This window comes from Methylobacterium pseudosasicola, assembly GCF_900114535.1.
Lineage (GTDB): Bacteria > Pseudomonadota > Alphaproteobacteria > Rhizobiales > Beijerinckiaceae > Methylobacterium > Methylobacterium pseudosasicola.
This window is the reverse complement of the sequence record NZ_FOTK01000023.1, coordinates 1-14,636: the sequence shown is the minus strand read 5'-3', so window position 1 is coordinate 14,636 and position 14,636 is coordinate 1. Positions and strand designations below refer to the sequence as shown.

Below are 14,636 nucleotides of genomic sequence, written 5' to 3'. Positions count from 1 at the left end.
GCGTGATCCTCTGGTTGGCCCTTCGGCGGCTGCTTCCGCTTCTCGCGGTTCTGAGCCTTGCCCTGACGCCGGTCGCCGCCCCCGCGGCGGTCGCGGGCATGCATGCGCCGATGGCCCGGGCGGATCAGGCGCCTGCGCTGCACGGGCACACCCATGCGATGGACGAGCCCGCGATGGCTTCGATGGCCATGGCCGAGGCTGCCATGGAGTCCATGCCCTGCTGCCCGCCCGAGGCTGCGGCTTCGGCGGATCAGACCGGGGACGGGGCCAAGGGCTGCCTCAAGGGCTGCCCGCTGATGGCCTTGTGCTTGGGCAGCCTCGCCTCCCTGCCGCCCTCCGGGATCGGCCTGCCGGTGCCGCTCGCCACCGGGGCGGCCGCCTTCGCGCTCAGCGCCGAGGGGTTCGCCAGCGTCACCGGGACGCCGCCGCCCGAGCCGCCCCGAGCCTGAACCCGATGAAGCGGGCCGCCGAGCCCGCGTGAGGCCGCACGCCCGTGCGGCCGGCCATCGTGTTCAGGAGATTATTCGTGACCTTTCACTCTGTTGCCCAATCCTGGGCGCGCGCCTGCGCGGCCGCGCTCGTCGGCGTCGCCTTGACGGTCCCGGCCCGGGCCGCGCCTGCGGATTACCGGTTCGAGCTCGTCACCCAGGAGGCCAAGGTCGGCGACGCCGTCCTGACCGTTCGCCTGGTCGACACGCGCAGCGGCCAGCCGGTCACCGACGCGGTGATCTTCGCCAAGCGCATCGACATGGCCCCCGACAGCATGGACGAGATGACCTCGACCCTGGCGCAGCTCCCGTCCACGGAGCCGGGCCTCTATCGGTTCAAGACCAAGCTCACCATGGCGGGCGGATGGCGGCTGTCGCTGGGCGCCAAGGTCCAGGGCGAGACCGGCACTGTCAGCGACAAGCTCGTCTTCCGGGCTGTCCCGTGAGCCGCGCGGGCTGGCTGGCCGGGACCCTCGCCGCCCTGGCGGCGGGGGGCGCCGGCTACGGGGCGGGGCGCGTGAGCGACGTCGCGGCGCCCCTGTCCATCGCCCGCGCCTGGGCGGGTTTCGCCGCCGGGACTCCGGCCGCCGCGCCGACGCCTACGGGGCCGGTGGTCTATTACCAGGATCCGGACGGCAAGCCGGTCTATTCCCTGTCGCCGATGATGACCGAGGACGGGCGCCTGTTCCGGGCCGTCCAGGCCAGCGAGGATCTGCGCTTCGACCGGCCCGCCGCCGAGGATGGTTCGGGTCAGGCCGGGCCCGGGGAGGGGGACGGACCCAAGAATCCCGGCCGGACGGTGCGCTACTACCGCAACCCGATGGGCCTGCCCGACACCTCGCCGGTGCCGAAGAAAGACTCGATGGGGATGGACTACATCCCCGTCTATGACGGCGGTGATCCGGACCCGAGCACCGTCACGGTCTCGCCAGGCCGGATCCAGCGCACCGGCGTGCGCAGCGCCGTGGTCGAGCGCCGGGTCGTGTCCCGGCCGGTCCGGGTGCCCGGCACCGTGGCCCTCGACGAGCGCCGGGTCACCGTGGTGGCGACCCGGGCCGACGCCTATGTCGACCATGTCGAGGACGTCACCACCGGCGACCGGGTCCGGCAGGGGCAGCCCCTGGTCTCGGTCTACGCGCCGGAGATCAACGCCGCCGCCGCGCAGCTGATCGCCAATCCGGGCTTCGACGGCGCCCGCCGACGGATCCGCAATCTCAACGTCTCCGAGGCGGTGATCGCCGAGATGGAGCGCACCCGCACGGTGCCCCGCGCCATCACCTGGGCCTCCCCGCGCGACGGGCTTGTGCTCGAACGGCGGGCCATCGAGGGCATGAAGGCCGCGGCCGGCGACACCCTGTTCCGGATCGCCGACCTGTCGCGGATCTGGGTCCTGGCCGACGTGCCGGAACACGACCTCGCCGGCATCCGCGTCGGCGAGGCTGCCACCGTGCGGGTGCCCGGTCGCAGCCTCGCCGGCCGGGTGGAGGTGATCTACCCGCAGGTGAATCGGGAGACCCGTTCGACCCGCATCCGGATCGAATTGCCGAACCCGGACGGGCTGCTCCTGCCCGACATGTATGCGGATGTGGAGATCGCCACGGGTGCCACCGAGCCGGTGGTGGCGGTGCCGGAGGCGGCGGCGCTGGAGACCGGGTCGCGCCAGGCGGTGCTGATCGATGGCGGGGAGGGCCGGTTCGCGCCCCGGGCGGTCGAACTCGGGCGGCGGGGCGACGGCTATGTCGAGATCCGCGCGGGCCTCCGGGCCGGCGAGCGGGTCGTCACCGCGGCCAATTTCCTGATCGACGCCGAGAGCAACCTGAAGGCGGCGCTGGCGAGCCTCGCCGCCCCGACGTCGGACCAGGAGGGCGGCCGATGATCGCCCGGCTGATCGCTTGGTCGGCGCGCAACCTCGTGCTCGTGCTGGTCGGCACCGTCTTCGCGGTGGCGGGGGGCGTCCAGGCCCTGCGCACCCTGCCGCTGGACGCCATCCCGGACCTCTCGGACGTGCAGACCATCGTCTACACCGAGTATCCCGGTCAGGCCCCGCAGGTGGTCGAGGACCAGGTCACCTACCCGCTGACCACCGCCATGCTGACCGTGCCGCGGGCCAAGATGGTGCGCGGGGTCTCGATGTTCGGGGTCTCGTTCGTCACCCTGATCTTCGAGGATGGCACCGACCCGTACTGGGCGCGCTCGCGGGTGCTCGAATATCTCAACGGAGTCGGCAGCCGCCTGCCCGCCGGGGTGATCCCGACGCTCGGGCCCGACGCCACCGGCATCGGCTGGGTCTATCAATACGTGATCCTGGCCCGGCAGCGGACGCTCGCCGAGCTGCGCTCGCTGCAGGATTGGGTGGTCCGGTTCGCGGCCTCGCGCGGGGAGGGGGTGGCGGAGGTCGCCCCGGTGGGCGGCTTCGTCAAGCAGTACAGCGTGATCGTCGACCCGAACCGCCTGCGGGCGCTGGGCATCGGCCTGAACCGCCTGCGCGACGCCATCCGGGCGAGCAACGCCGATGTCGGCGGCCGGACGGTCGAGCTGTCCGAGTTCGAGGTGGTGGTGCGCGGCCGGGGCTATCTCAAGGGCACCGAGGATATCGGTGCCATCGTGCTCAAGACCGACGCCGGCACGCCGGTGCGGGTGCGCGACGTCGCCCGGGTGGAGATCGGGCCGGATGAGCGGCGCGGGATCGCCGAGCTCGACGGGGAGGGCGAGGTCGCCGGCGGCATCGTCGTGCAGCGCTTCGGTGCCAACGCCCGCGCGGTCATCGCCAGCGTCAAGGATCGGCTGGCCGAGATCGCCAGGAGCCTGCCGGCCGGGACCGAGATCCTGCCGGTCTACGATCGCTCGCAGCTCATCGACGCGGCCATCGCCACGCTAACCCACACCCTGGTCGAGGAATGCGCCATCGTCGCCCTGGTCTGCCTCGTATTCCTGCTGCACCTGCGCAGCGCGCTGGTGGCGATCCTGATGCTGCCGGTCGCGATCCTGATGGCGTTCGCGGCCATGCGGGCGCTGGGCTTGAGCGCCGACATCATGAGTCTGGGCGGCATCGCCATCGCGGTCGGGGCGATGATCGACGCCGCCATCGTGATGATCGAGAACGCCCACAAGCACTTGGAGCGCGCCCCCCCGGACCGGCCCCGGGCCGAGATCCTGATCGAGGCCGCCGCCGAGGTCGGGCCGTCGCTGTTCCTGTCCCTCCTGGTGATCACGGTCTCATTCCTGCCGATCTTCACCCTGGAGAGCCAGGAGGGCCGGCTGTTCGGGCCGCTCGCCTTCACCAAGACGTTTGCGATGGCCGCCGCCGCGCTCCTGTCGGTGACCCTGGTGCCGGCGCTGATGATCCTGTTCGTGCGCGGCCGGATCGTGCCGGAGCACCGCAATCCGGTGAACCGGCTGCTGGTCGGGGCCTACCGGCCGCTGATCGCCGCGGTGCTGCGGGCCCGGATCCCGACGCTCCTCCTGGCCCTCGGGCTGCTCGGCGCCACGATCTGGCCGGCCCGCCAGCTCGGCTCGGAATTCATGCCCGAGCTCAACGAGGGCACCCTGCTCTACATGCCCACCACCCTGCCGGGCCTCTCCATCACCAAGGCGGCGGAGCTGCTGGCGACCCAGGACCGGATCATCAAGACGTTTCCGGAGGTCGCCTCGGTCTACGGCAAGGCGGGACGCGCCGGCACCGCGACCGATCCGGCGCCGCTGGAGATGTTCGAGACGATTATCCGGCTCAAAGCCCCCGAGGCGTGGCGGCCCGGCGTGACGCTGGCGAGCCTGCGGGCCGAAATGGACAAGGCGCTGCAATTTCCCGGCGTGTCCAACGCCTGGACCCAGCCGATCCGCGCCCGGATCGACATGCTCGCCACCGGCATCCGCACCCCCGTGGGGATCAAGCTGTTCGGTACCGATCTCTCGGCCATGGAATCGGTCGCCCGGGCGGTGGAGGCGGCGGTTCGCACGGTCCCGGGCACGACAAGCGCCTATGCCGAGCGGGTCGTGGGCGGCACGTTCCTCGACATCACCCCGGACCGGGAGGCGCTCGGCCGCTACGGGCTCACCGTCGGCGACGTCCAGGACGTGATCGCCACGGCGCTCGGCGCAGCCACCGTCACCACCACCGTGGAGGGGCGCGAGCGCTACGGCGTCGCTGTGCGCTACCCGCGCGCCCTCCGGTCCGACCCGCAGGCCATCGCCAACGACGTCCAGGTGGCGCTCCCGGCCGGCGGGTCGGTGCCGCTCGGCGCGGTCGCGTCGATCCAGCTGGCGCGCGGGCCGACCGCGATCCGCACCGAGAACGGGCGGCTCGCCCTCTACCTCTACGTCGACATCGCCGGGCGCGACCTTGGCGGCTATGTCGGAGAGGCGCGGGACGTGGTGGCGCGCGCGGTGCCGCTGCCGGAGGGCATGACGCTGCAATGGAGCGGCCAGTTCGAGGCCCTGGAGCGGGCCGAGGCCAGGCTGCGGATCGTCGTGCCGGCGACCCTGATGGTGATCGTCCTGCTGCTCTACTTGGTGTTCCGCCGGGTGACCGAGACGCTGATCGTGCTGCTGTCGCTGCCCTTCGCGCTGGTCGGCGGCGTCTGGCTGATGTGGGCGATGGGCTTCCACCTGTCGGTCGCCGTGGCGGTGGGCTTCATCGCGCTGGCCGGCGTCGCCGCCGAGACCGGGATCCTGATGCTGGTCTATCTCGACCAAGCGCTCACCGAGCGGCGCGGCGAGGCCGCGCGGGCCGGGCGGCCCCTCACCCGGGAGGACCTGCGCGCGGCCATCATGGTCGGGGCGGTGGAGCGGGTCCGCCCGAAGATGATGACCGTGGTGGCGATCATGGCCGGCCTGGTGCCGATCCTGTGGAGCACCGGCGCGGGCTCCGAGGTGATGCAGCGGATCGCCGTGCCGATGATCGGCGGCATGGCCTCCTCGACGCTCCTCACCCTGATCGTGATCCCGGCGGTCTACGGCCTGATCAAGGGCAGGGGCCTGCCGGCGGAGGCCGACCTGCCGGGTGCGGCGACGGTCCGGGCGGCGGCGGGAACGGCCCTCCCGAAGCGCGCGTAGAGCGCCGGCAGGACCACCAGGGTCAGCAGGGTCGCGCTGATCAGGCCGCCGATCACCACGGTGGCGAGCGGCCGCTGCACCTCCGCGCCGGTGCCGGTGGCGAGTGCCATCGGGACGAAGCCGAGGGAGGCGACCAGCGCCGTCATCGCCACGGGCCGCAGCCGGGTCAGGGCGCCCTCCAGGATTGCCGCCCGCAGCGGCCGGCCCTCGGCGACCAGCTGCTTGATGAAGCTCAGCATCACCAGGCCGTTCAGCACCGCGACGCCCGAGAGCGCGATGAACCCGACCGCCGCCGGCACCGAGAGCGGCATGTCCCGCAGCCACAGGGCCGCGATGCCGCCGGTGAGCGCCAGGGGCACGGCGGAGAACACCAGGAGGGCGTCGCGGGCGCTGCCGAGCGCCGAGGTCAGCAGCAGCAGGATCAGGACGAAGCAGGCCGGCACCACCAGGGCCAGGCGCCGCCGGGCCGAGGCGAGGTTCTCGAACTGGCCGCCCCAAGTGACGGAGGAGCCGGCCGGCAGCGCGACCTGCTCGGCGACCTTGCCTTGCGCCTCCGCCACCAGCGAGCCGATATCCCGGCCGCGGACATTGGCGGTGACGACCACGCGCCGCCGGCCGTTCTCCCGCGAGATCTGGTTCGGCCCCTCGGTCACCGAGAAGCGCGCGACCTGCCGTAGGAGCACGGAGGCGACCTTGCCGTTCGGCCCCGGGGGCAGGGGCACCGGCAGGTTCTCCAGGGCCTCGCGGTCCTCCCGGACGGCGTCGGTCAGGCGCACGACGATCGGGAAGCGCCGGTCGCCCTCGAACACGAAACCGGCCTCCCGGCCGCCGATCGCGGCGCCGATCACCTCCTGGATCGCCCCGGTGCTGAGACCCAGCCGCGCCGCCTCGGTCCGGTCGATGCCGATCTCGAAGACCGGCAGGCCGGCGATCTGCTCGACCTTGACGTCGTCCGCCCCGTCGATGCCGCGCAGGATCGCGGCGATCTGGTTGGCGGTCCTGAGCATCGGCTCGAAGGCGTCGCCGAACACCTTGACGGCGAGATCGCCCCTTGTCCCGGCGAGCAGCTCGTTGAAGCGCAGCTGGATCGGCTGGGAGAACTCGTAGACGTTGCCGGCGAGCGCCCCCAAGGCCGCCTCGATCTGGGCCTGGAGCGCCGCCTTGGTGAGCGCGGGATCGGGCCACTCCGCCTGCGGCTTCAGGATCACGAAGGTGTCCGAGGCGCTGGGCGGCATCGGGTCGGAGGCGATCTCGGCGGTGCCGGTCTTCGAGAAGACGGTGGCCACCTGCGGGAAGGCCGCGACCGCCTGCTCGACCTTGAGCTGCATGGCCTGCGACTGGGTCAGGGAGGTCGAGGGGATCCGGCTGGCGTTGAGGGCGATGCTCTTCTCGTCGAGGCGGGGGATGAACTCGGTCCCGAGCCGGGTGGACAGGAGGGCCGCCCCGCCGAGCAGCAGCAGGGCCGCCCCCAGGAACGGCGCCGGCGCCCGGATCGCCCCGGCGAGCAGCGGCCGGTAGGCGGCCTTCAGGCCCCGGATCAGCGGGTTGTCGGCCTCGGTGACCCGGCCGGTGATCACGATGGCGATCAGGGCCGGCACGAAGGTCAGCGACAGCAGGAACGCGCAGGCCAGCGCGAGGATCACGGTCAGCGCCATCGGCTCGAACATCTTGCCCTCGACCCCCGTGAAGGTCAGGAGCGGCGCGTAGACCAGGATGATGATCGCCTGCCCGTAGAGCGACGGGCGGATCATCTCCTCGGCCGAGGCCCGGACCGTCTCCAGGCGCTCCTCCAGGTCGAGCCGGCGCCCCAGCGCCTGCTGGCGCTCGGCGAGGTGGCGGAGCGCATTCTCGGTGATGATCACCGCCCCGTCGACGATCAGCCCGAAATCCAGGGCGCCGAGGCTCATCAAGTTGGCCGAGATTTTGGCCTCGACCATGCCGGTGACGGTCATCAGCATGGCGACCGGGATCACCAGGGCCGCGACCAGGGCCGCCCGGACATTGCCGAGCAGCAGGACCAGCACCGCGATCACCAGGGCCGCGCCCTCGGCGAGATTCTGGGCGACCGTGCGGATCGTGGCCTCGACCAGGACAGTCCGGTCGAGCACCGTCTCCACCGCGATGCCGGGGGGCAGGGTGCGGCGGATCTGGGCCATGCGGGCCTCGACCGCGGCCGCCACAGCGCGGCTGTTCTCGCCGATCCGCATCAGGGCGGTGCCGATCACGGCCTCCCGGCCGTCCGCGCTGCCCGAGCCGGTGCGCAATTCGCGCCCGAAGCGCAGGGCGGCGACGTCCCGGACCCGCACCGGCACGCCGCCGCGGGTGGCCACCACCACGTCGGCGATCGCCTCCATGCTCTCCAGGCGGCCGGCGGCGCGCACCACGTAGCCCTCGCCGTTGTCCTCCAGGTAGCGGGCGCCCTGGTTGGCGTTGTTGGCCTCGAGCGCCCGGACCACGTCCGCGAAGGACAGGTCGAGGGCGGTCAGCTTCGTCGGGTCCGGCTGGACGTGGTACTGCTTCTCGTAGCCGCCGATGCCGTCGACCCCGGCCACTCCCGGCACGGTCCGGATCTGGGGCCGGATGATCCAGTCCTGGACGGTGCGCAGATAGGCGTTCTGCTCCAGCGCGGTGGCGAGGCGCTGGTTCTCCGGGGTCAGGTAGCTGCCGTCCGGCTGCCAGCCCGGCCGGCCCGCGGGGGCGACAATCCGGTCGCCGGGCCTCGCGTACTGGACCGACCACATGGTGACCTCGCCGAGACCGGTCGAGATCGGGCCCATATGCGGCTCGGCGCCCGGGGGCAGGTCGGCCTTCACCTGGGACAGGCGCTCGGCCACCTGCTGGCGGGCGAAGTAGATGTCGAGCCGCTCGTCGAAGACCGCGGTGACCTGCGAGAAACCGTTGCGCGAGAGCGAGCGGGTGTAGTCGAGCCCCTTGATGCCGGCGAGCGCGGTCTCGACCGGGTAGGTCACCTGGCGCTCGATATCGACCGGCGACAGGGCCGGCGCCACCGTGTTGATCTGCACCTGGTTGTTGGTGATGTCGGGCACCGCGTCGATCGGCAGCTTGGTCAGCGCCGTGGCGCCGAACCCCGCCGCCAGCAGCACGAGGAGCAGGACCAGCCAGCGCTGGCGGATCGAAACGTCGAGGATGCGGCTGAGCATGTCCGGCGCCTCAATCGTCGTGGCCGGCTTCGGCCTTGCCGAGCTCGGCCTTCAGCAGGAAGGTATTGCCGACCGCGATCGCCTCGCCGGGGGCGAGCCCGGCTTTGACCGCATAGGCCTCGTCGTCGGAGCGCCCGAGCTCGACCGGGCGCATCGCGAACCCGTCCGGAATCCGGACGAACACCACCCGCGCGCCCGCGACGGTCTGGAGCGCGGCTTTCGGCACCCGGACCGGCACGTCATCCCGGGCGATCTCCAGCTCGGCGGTGACGAAGGTCCCGGGCCGCCAGGCGAAGTCGGCATTGGGCAGGGCGACCACGACCCGGGCCGAGCGGGTCTCGGCGTTGAGGAACGGACTCACGAAGATCACCCGCCCCTCGGCGCGGCTCTCGCCACCCTCGCGGATCGGGGTGACCGTGACCCGCGCCCCCTCCTGCACCTGGGCGAGGTCGAGGGTCGGCACCGACAGCTCGATCCAGACCGTGGACAGGTCGGCCACGAGGTAGACGTCCGCCGGGTCGCCCTCCTTGCCCACCGCCGAGCCGACATCGACCCGGCGCTCGACCACGCGGCCGGCGAGCGGCGCCCGCAATTCGTAACGGCGCAGGGTCGAGTGGGTCGGGGTCGCCTCGTCGCGGGTCTGCGCGGCCGCGACCGCGGCGGCGTCGAGCCCGAGCGCCGACAGCTTCTGGCGGGCGAGGTCGGCCCGCAGCCGGGTCTCCAGGAACGCCGCCCGGGCGCTCTGGAACGCCGATTCCGAGGCCGAGTGCGAGGCCAGCAGCTTCTGCTGGCGCTCGAAGTTGATGGTCTGGAGTTCGACCTGGACCAGGGCGGTCAGGTACTCGCTCTTGGCGTCGGCGACCTCCCGGCTGTCGAGCACGGCGACGATTTCGTCCTTCTGCACGGAATCGCCCAGGCGCTTGCGCATCTCCGCGACGGTCCCGACCACCCGGGCCGGGACCCGGGCGATCCGGTCGGTATCGGGGGTGATCGTGCCGGGAACGAGGAGGTGGCGCGCCAGGATCCCGCCGGTCGCGGGCGCGACCGTGATGTCCTGGGCCGCCACCTGCTCGGGGCTCATCCGGATCACGCCCGCCTCGGCCTGCTCCGCGTGGTCATGGTCGTGGTCGTGCCCGGCCGATTCGACTGCGGGCTTGCCGGGGGGCCGGGTCAGGCCGAGCGCCGCGAGGCCGTCGTTGACGAGCCCGGACACGGCGGGGACGGCAGCGCCGATGACGATGCCGACGGCCAGGACGGCCGCGGAGACGAGGATGCGCATGGAGAACCTGCTCGGCCGGGACCGCGGAGCGGCCGCGCGGCGGCTCCGGGGCTTCCCGTTCAGGGGACGCGTGAGGGCGAGCCGGGCGCCCACGAGGCCGCCCGGACAGGACGCGCGCCGATAAACGGCGGCGTCAGCTCACGCGCGCGGCGGCCGGGGCAGGCGGTCGGGACTGACGGAGGGGCGGGCGCGGGTGACCCGGATCGCGACCGGCCGATCGGGGATCGCCAGCGGGCCCGAGAATCCGATCTCCAAGGGCGCGACCTGATGACAGCCGCAATGGAGATGCGCGGTCACGCCGGGATCGACGGTGCCGCCGGCATCCGCCATGGACGGCCCGACGCTCCGGCCGTGCTCGCCGCCCGCGTGGAACGCCAAGTCCGAGGCGAGGCCGACACCCGGCCCGGCCAGCGACAGAGCCAGGACGAGCGCGAGCAGGCGGGCGGCCATCGCCCACCAGCCGCGCACCGAGCGCCCATGCCGAACCCGAGATCCCATCACGGCTCTTATGGGCGATCCGGACCCGGGCGCACAAGGGCCGCCATCGATCGGGCCCCTCCGCGAAACCGCCAGGGCCAGCCACAAAAAACCCGCGTCCGAGACGGGACGCGGGGCAAAGGATGCACGGTCGTCGGAGCGCGGCGCTCCTGGATCGACCGGCTTCTCGGCCCGTATGGTTAAGGCCGAGTTACCGATGGCTTCATCGATCGCTTACTTGCCGCTGGGGGCTGCGCCGCTGCCGGTCGCGCCGTTGCCCGTGCTGTTGCTGCCGGCGGGGGAGCCGGCCGTCGAGGTGTTGCCGTTCGGCGTGCTCTGGGCGGCCGCCATCCCGGCGCTGCCGGCGACGAGCGCGAGGGCGAGAAGCGTGGACTGAAGGGTACGGCTGGTCATGAGACGCTCGAACTGAGAGGGGCCGACCGAGGCCGGCATGACCCCAACAACCGCCGGGAGCCGGCGGCTGTTCCCGGCGGCCGCAGACCCGCAGGGCGGCGCCGTCCCGGAGCGCCCGAACGGCAAACGCCCCGGGCGCGGAGGCTCCCGAGGCGTTGCAGCAGGCCGGATGGACGCCCGGCGTTAAGGCCGGGCGGTCCGGGTCTTAGTACGAGCCGAACTTGTAGTTCAGGCCGGCGCGGACCACGGCGAACTCGTCGTCGCGGCGGCCGATGTTGTTGTAGGCGACGGGGAAGTTGTTGGCAGCGTTGATCACGAACGCACCCTGGTTGCGGGTGTTGCGATCGAGATTGACGTACAGGCCTTCGACCTTGACCGTCACGGCGCTCGACCGGAAGAAGTTCAGGAACGAGTCGACCGGGAGGGCGTATTCGAAGCCGCCGCCGACGGTCCAGCCGGTGCGGAAGCTGTCGTTGCCGGCGAAGCCGCCGAACGAGCGGTCAGCGCTGCCCGAGCCGTAGGCGAAGCCGCCGGTGCCGTACACGAGGACCCGGTCGAAGGCGTAGCCGAGACGGCCGCGCACGGTGCCGAAGAAGTCGAGGCTCGACAGGCCGCGCGGGTCGGTCAGATAAACGCCCTGGGCCAGCGGGCCGACGACGAGGGCGTTGTTCCGGCTGCGGCCGAAGTCGAGGTACTGGGCGTCGGCCTCGACGCCGACGACCACGCCCGAGCCCGGGGTGAACTGGAAGTTATAGCCGACCTGGCCACCGCCGGAGAAACCTTCCTGGTTCCGCTGGCTGAAATAGGCCGTCGTGCCGTTGCCGTACGGGGCCGGGACGGCGAAGCTCGAGGTGTTGTTGCTGCTGGCGTCGAAGGCGTAGCCGGCGTTGATACCGAAGTAGGCGCCGGTCCAGGTGAACACGGGCACGGGGGTGAAGACCGGCGGGGGCGCGCGGCGCGGCAGGTCGGCGGCCGAAGCGGCGGCAGTGAGGGCAGTAAAGGCGGCCAACGAGGCCAGAAGCGTCTTCATGACTGGTCTTTCCCCAGCGAATGTTCCTATCGAGCGGGAAATTACCCGGTTTTCCACACTCAAGCTGTATCGTTGCTGCCACAGGTGCGGCGGAAGGCAATCGCCGCCCGATTGGGCAGCCGGCCTTGAACCATCCCGCCCCCGGCCCGTTGGCGCCCCACGGTAGCGGAGGCCCACCATGACCAAGCTGTTCATCGCCCAGATCCGCGATGCGGGCCGCGACAGGCCGCTCGTGACCGTGCGGGCCGAGGCCGAGGGCGAGGCGCGCCTGTTCCTGGCGGCGGCCTATCCGGAGGCGGAGATCGCCAGCGTCACCGAGCCCAGCGACTGGACCAGCGATGCCGATACCGGCGCCCGGGCCGGCGATATCCGCGAGCATCCCGGCGCCACCTGGCAGCCGCCCTCCAGCCTGGCGGATTGATTAGACTTGCACCGATGATCTTCACCGGCCGTCAGCCCGCCTCGTCGAGGCTGGCGCCGTGATGTCCGGCGATCCCACCCCCCGGCTGTTCGCAGCCGCGGCCGCCCTGACCGGCGCCGCCTTCCTGATGGTCCGCTCGGAACCGTCCTGGACCGGCATCCTGGTCGGCCTGGCCTGTCTCGCGCTCTGGGCGCTCGGCACCCTCGCCGCGAAACCCGATAAGCCCCTCGCCCTGACCAAGCCGTCGCGCCCGATGGTGCTGAAGGCGGTCATCGTCGAGACGCCCCGGGCCAAGCCGGACCTGCTGCTTTTGCCGCCGCCGCGCCCGACACAGCTTCCGGAGGTGCCGACGCATCGCCAGCGGGTGGTGGGGCAGCGCACGCGCGGCCGTCGATAGGCGGGCCGCCGCAGACTTCGCAGAATCGGCTCCCGGTACCGGCAATTCGGCGAAGGATCCCACCGGCCCGGCCGCATGCCCGCGCCGAATGCGAAGAGGCTCCGACGCGAGCTTCTGCCGCAGGGCCGATGCCGGGTGATCCGCGTTGCCCGCAGCCAACGAGGAGACCAGCATGGCCGACACGGCTGACGTGACCACCTACACCATCAAGCAGGCCCTGGCCGCCAAGGTCGAGGACCATATCGAGATCGCGGTCGAGGCCGAGGACGGCACCAAGCTGAAGCTCAAGGCCACCGCCGACCAGCTCGACGCCCTGGTCGGCGATCTGGAGACCATCCTGGACGCGGACGATTCGGAAGACGAAGCCGCTTAAGACGAGCCTCCGGGGGCCGCCGCCAGGACGCGATCGGGCCGGCGGCCCTTCCAGAAAAGCGCGGTGCCTACCGCTTCGGCTCGAGCGCCTGCGCCTCGATCAGCGGGATCAACGGCTCCAGGTCGATGATCGGGCCGGCGAGATCGAAGAGGTCCTTCTCGCCGGGCACGTGCATCTCCTCCTCCTCTTCGTCCCGCCGCCCGAACGGCAGCAGGGAGGAGAGCATCCCGAGGCACAGGGCTCCGGCAATGAGGGCAACCAGGATCGCGACACTCATGGCGGAACACTCGGGCGCAGCAGGCGAGCGGAATCAAGCCGCATCGAGCTTAAGACGAAGTTCCTTTGCGGCGCAACGCGAAACGGCAGCGGATCACGGTTGTGCCGGGACCTTGTCCTGCTGGTGCTCGACCTCGTCGCGCACGCCGTGACCGGCCATCAGGATCTCGGCCATGAACGCCCCGATCGCCGCCACGGTGCAGACCAGGGCCAGACCGAAGCAGGCGAACAGGATCGAGGCGGTCGCCGCATCGCGCAGAGCGCCGACGAACAGGGTCAGCACGGCCATCCCGATCAGGCAGGCGCCCAGCGAGGCGAGGACGACGGCGACATCGAGGACGAAGGAGCGCCGCCGCAGGAAGGTCAGGCGGCGGGACAGGCGCGCGGCCTCGGCATCCGTCGCCCTGGCGATCTCCCCCGACAGGGTGTCGACCTTGTCGGAGATCCGGCCGAGGCGGGTGGAGAACACGTTCAGCAGGGTCGCCAGCGCCGACAGCAGGAAGGCCGGGGCGAGCGCGACCTGGATGATATGCGCGATGCTGTCGGGCTCGGTGGAATTCAGGGAGAAGCCGAACATGGGCGCTACCCGCGCGAGGACGGCGCGAGCGGCCGGCCTTCGGCATCGTCCCGCGCGGCGGCGGATGTTTTCGGACACGGCATGCCGGGAGGGTCACCACAGGATGCCGTGCGGGCGCAACCCCGCGCCCCGCGTCGCGGGCTTGCCGCAGCCTCGCAGGAAGGCCCGCGATCCCAGACCGGCCGAGACCCACGAGCGGTTTACAGCCGGTCTCCGAGGGGCAGGGCGGGTAAATTAATCTTAACCGCTAACAACAGTACTCGATGGGCTTGCGGGTCGCCGGCCACTCGGATCTAACAGGAGGCGAAGCTTCCTGGTTGGTCCTGGGAATGTTCTCGAGCAAACTACAGCCCCGTCAGCCTTCGTGCGGCGGGGTTTTTTGCTGCCGGAAACGTCGAGATACAAATCTTCGGGCCGAAATCGGCTTTCATGCGTGCGGGATGTGCTCAACCGCACGCGCCCGTCCACCGGTTCGAGGCCCTCGGGAGCCCTGTTGCAGCGCTGCACTATCGCGCTTCCTCAACCTGCCGTTTCTGTCGCCGGGCACACATCCCGTTGAACGGGAGACAGAGGACCCGATGATCAAGAAGCTTCTTCTCGCGAGCGCCGCCACGGCCCTCCTGACCGGCGCCGCCTCGGCCGCCGACCTGCCGCGCCGCGCCGCCCCGCCGCCCGTGTTCACCCCCGTGCC

General features: G+C 71.6%; 14 protein-coding genes. 7 read left to right on the top strand and 7 right to left on the bottom strand.

The genetic code is table 11. The features are described 5' to 3' along the window. Window positions 1-2: 2 nt before the first annotated feature. From BM228_RS20495 to BM228_RS20480, 4 genes are all read left to right on the top strand, one after another. Complete coding sequence (locus tag BM228_RS20495; protein ID WP_092043521.1) at window positions 3-449, top strand: hypothetical protein; 447 nt, start codon at window positions 3-5, stop codon at window positions 447-449. Between the two features lie 77 nt (window positions 450-526). Beyond that, window positions 527-934: a FixH family protein gene (locus BM228_RS20490; RefSeq protein WP_092043520.1), complete on the top strand. Its 408-nt coding sequence runs from the start codon at window positions 527-529 to the stop codon at window positions 932-934. Next, on the top strand, window positions 931-2,364 hold the full coding sequence (locus BM228_RS20485) for an efflux RND transporter periplasmic adaptor subunit (protein ID WP_092043518.1): 1,434 nt from the start codon (window positions 931-933) through the stop codon (window positions 2,362-2,364). Before BM228_RS20490 ends, BM228_RS20485 begins: the two co-directional genes overlap by 4 nt. Beyond that, on the top strand, window positions 2,361-5,540 hold the full coding sequence (locus tag BM228_RS20480; RefSeq protein ID WP_092043517.1) for an efflux RND transporter permease subunit: 3,180 nt from the start codon (window positions 2,361-2,363) through the stop codon (window positions 5,538-5,540). The genes BM228_RS20485 and BM228_RS20480 overlap by 4 nt, the downstream gene beginning before the upstream one ends. Here BM228_RS20480 and BM228_RS20475 read toward each other — a convergent pair. The 5 genes from BM228_RS20475 to BM228_RS20455 form a co-directional block, all read right to left on the bottom strand. Continuing rightward, window positions 5,438-8,701, bottom strand: a complete 3,264-nt coding sequence (locus BM228_RS20475; protein WP_092043515.1) for an efflux RND transporter permease subunit — start codon at window positions 8,699-8,701, stop codon at window positions 5,438-5,440. The two genes, BM228_RS20480 and BM228_RS20475, sit on opposite strands and share 103 nt — an antisense overlap. A gap of 10 nt (window positions 8,702-8,711) precedes the next feature. Further along, a complete protein-coding gene (locus BM228_RS20470; protein ID WP_092043513.1) occupies window positions 8,712-9,980 on the bottom strand; it encodes an efflux RND transporter periplasmic adaptor subunit in 1,269 nt (422 codons plus the stop codon). A gap of 138 nt (window positions 9,981-10,118) precedes the next feature. Then, window positions 10,119-10,478 carry a hypothetical protein gene (locus tag BM228_RS20465; RefSeq protein WP_092043512.1) on the bottom strand — a complete coding sequence of 120 codons (360 nt, stop codon included), beginning with the start codon at window positions 10,476-10,478 and terminating at the stop codon, window positions 10,119-10,121. A 213-nt stretch (window positions 10,479-10,691) separates the two neighbouring features. Beyond that, window positions 10,692-10,871, bottom strand: coding sequence for a hypothetical protein (locus BM228_RS20460; protein WP_092043649.1), 180 nt, complete (start codon window positions 10,869-10,871; stop codon window positions 10,692-10,694). 205 nt (window positions 10,872-11,076) lie between these two features. Beyond that, on the bottom strand, window positions 11,077-11,901 hold the full coding sequence (locus BM228_RS20455) for an outer membrane protein (RefSeq protein WP_092043510.1): 825 nt from the start codon (window positions 11,899-11,901) through the stop codon (window positions 11,077-11,079). Window positions 11,902-12,079: 178 nt separating this feature from the next. On the opposite strand from BM228_RS20455, the gene BM228_RS20450 reads away from it, so the two are divergent. The 3 genes from BM228_RS20450 (at window position 12,080) to BM228_RS20440 (ending at window position 13,092) form a co-directional block, all read left to right on the top strand. After that, window positions 12,080-12,322, top strand: a complete 243-nt coding sequence (locus BM228_RS20450; RefSeq protein ID WP_092043509.1) for a hypothetical protein — start codon at window positions 12,080-12,082, stop codon at window positions 12,320-12,322. 61 nt (window positions 12,323-12,383) lie between these two features. Next, on the top strand, window positions 12,384-12,719 hold the full coding sequence (locus tag BM228_RS20445; protein ID WP_244537237.1) for an energy transducer TonB: 336 nt from the start codon (window positions 12,384-12,386) through the stop codon (window positions 12,717-12,719). 172 nt (window positions 12,720-12,891) lie between these two features. After that, window positions 12,892-13,092, top strand: a complete 201-nt coding sequence (locus BM228_RS20440; RefSeq protein WP_092043505.1) for a hypothetical protein — start codon at window positions 12,892-12,894, stop codon at window positions 13,090-13,092. Between the two features lie 67 nt (window positions 13,093-13,159). Here BM228_RS20440 and BM228_RS20435 read toward each other — a convergent pair whose 3' ends face one another. Both BM228_RS20435 and BM228_RS20430 read right to left on the bottom strand, forming a co-directional pair. Further along, window positions 13,160-13,369 carry a hypothetical protein gene (locus tag BM228_RS20435; RefSeq protein WP_092043504.1) on the bottom strand — a complete coding sequence of 70 codons (210 nt, stop codon included), beginning with the start codon at window positions 13,367-13,369 and terminating at the stop codon, window positions 13,160-13,162. A gap of 93 nt (window positions 13,370-13,462) precedes the next feature. Then, entirely contained in the window at window positions 13,463-13,945 is a 483-nt protein-coding gene (locus BM228_RS20430; protein WP_092043502.1) for a DUF2721 domain-containing protein, read from the bottom strand. Window positions 13,946-14,636: the final 691 nt, after the last annotated feature.

Excerpts from the sequence above, each read along its gene's own strand:
- BM228_RS20450 (WP_092043509.1), top strand. The coding sequence starts at position 12,080 with ATGACCAAGCTGTTCATCGCCCAGATCCGCGATGCGGGCCGCGACAGG.
- BM228_RS20440 (WP_092043505.1), top strand. The coding sequence starts at position 12,892 with ATGGCCGACACGGCTGACGTGACCACCTACACCATCAAGCAGGCCCTG.
- BM228_RS20475 (WP_092043515.1), bottom strand. The coding sequence starts at position 8,701 with ATGCTCAGCCGCATCCTCGACGTTTCGATCCGCCAGCGCTGGCTGGTC.
- BM228_RS20455 (WP_092043510.1), bottom strand. The coding sequence starts at position 11,901 with ATGAAGACGCTTCTGGCCTCGTTGGCCGCCTTTACTGCCCTCACTGCC.
- BM228_RS20470 (WP_092043513.1), bottom strand. The coding sequence starts at position 9,980 with ATGCGCATCCTCGTCTCCGCGGCCGTCCTGGCCGTCGGCATCGTCATC.
- BM228_RS20460 (WP_092043649.1), bottom strand. The coding sequence starts at position 10,871 with ATGACCAGCCGTACCCTTCAGTCCACGCTTCTCGCCCTCGCGCTCGTC.
- BM228_RS20465 (WP_092043512.1), bottom strand. The coding sequence starts at position 10,478 with ATGGGATCTCGGGTTCGGCATGGGCGCTCGGTGCGCGGCTGGTGGGCG.
- BM228_RS20430 (WP_092043502.1), bottom strand. The coding sequence starts at position 13,945 with ATGTTCGGCTTCTCCCTGAATTCCACCGAGCCCGACAGCATCGCGCAT.
- BM228_RS20435 (WP_092043504.1), bottom strand. The coding sequence starts at position 13,369 with ATGAGTGTCGCGATCCTGGTTGCCCTCATTGCCGGAGCCCTGTGCCTC.
- BM228_RS20445 (WP_244537237.1), top strand. The coding sequence starts at position 12,384 with ATGTCCGGCGATCCCACCCCCCGGCTGTTCGCAGCCGCGGCCGCCCTG.
- BM228_RS20480 (WP_092043517.1), top strand. The coding sequence starts at position 2,361 with ATGATCGCCCGGCTGATCGCTTGGTCGGCGCGCAACCTCGTGCTCGTG.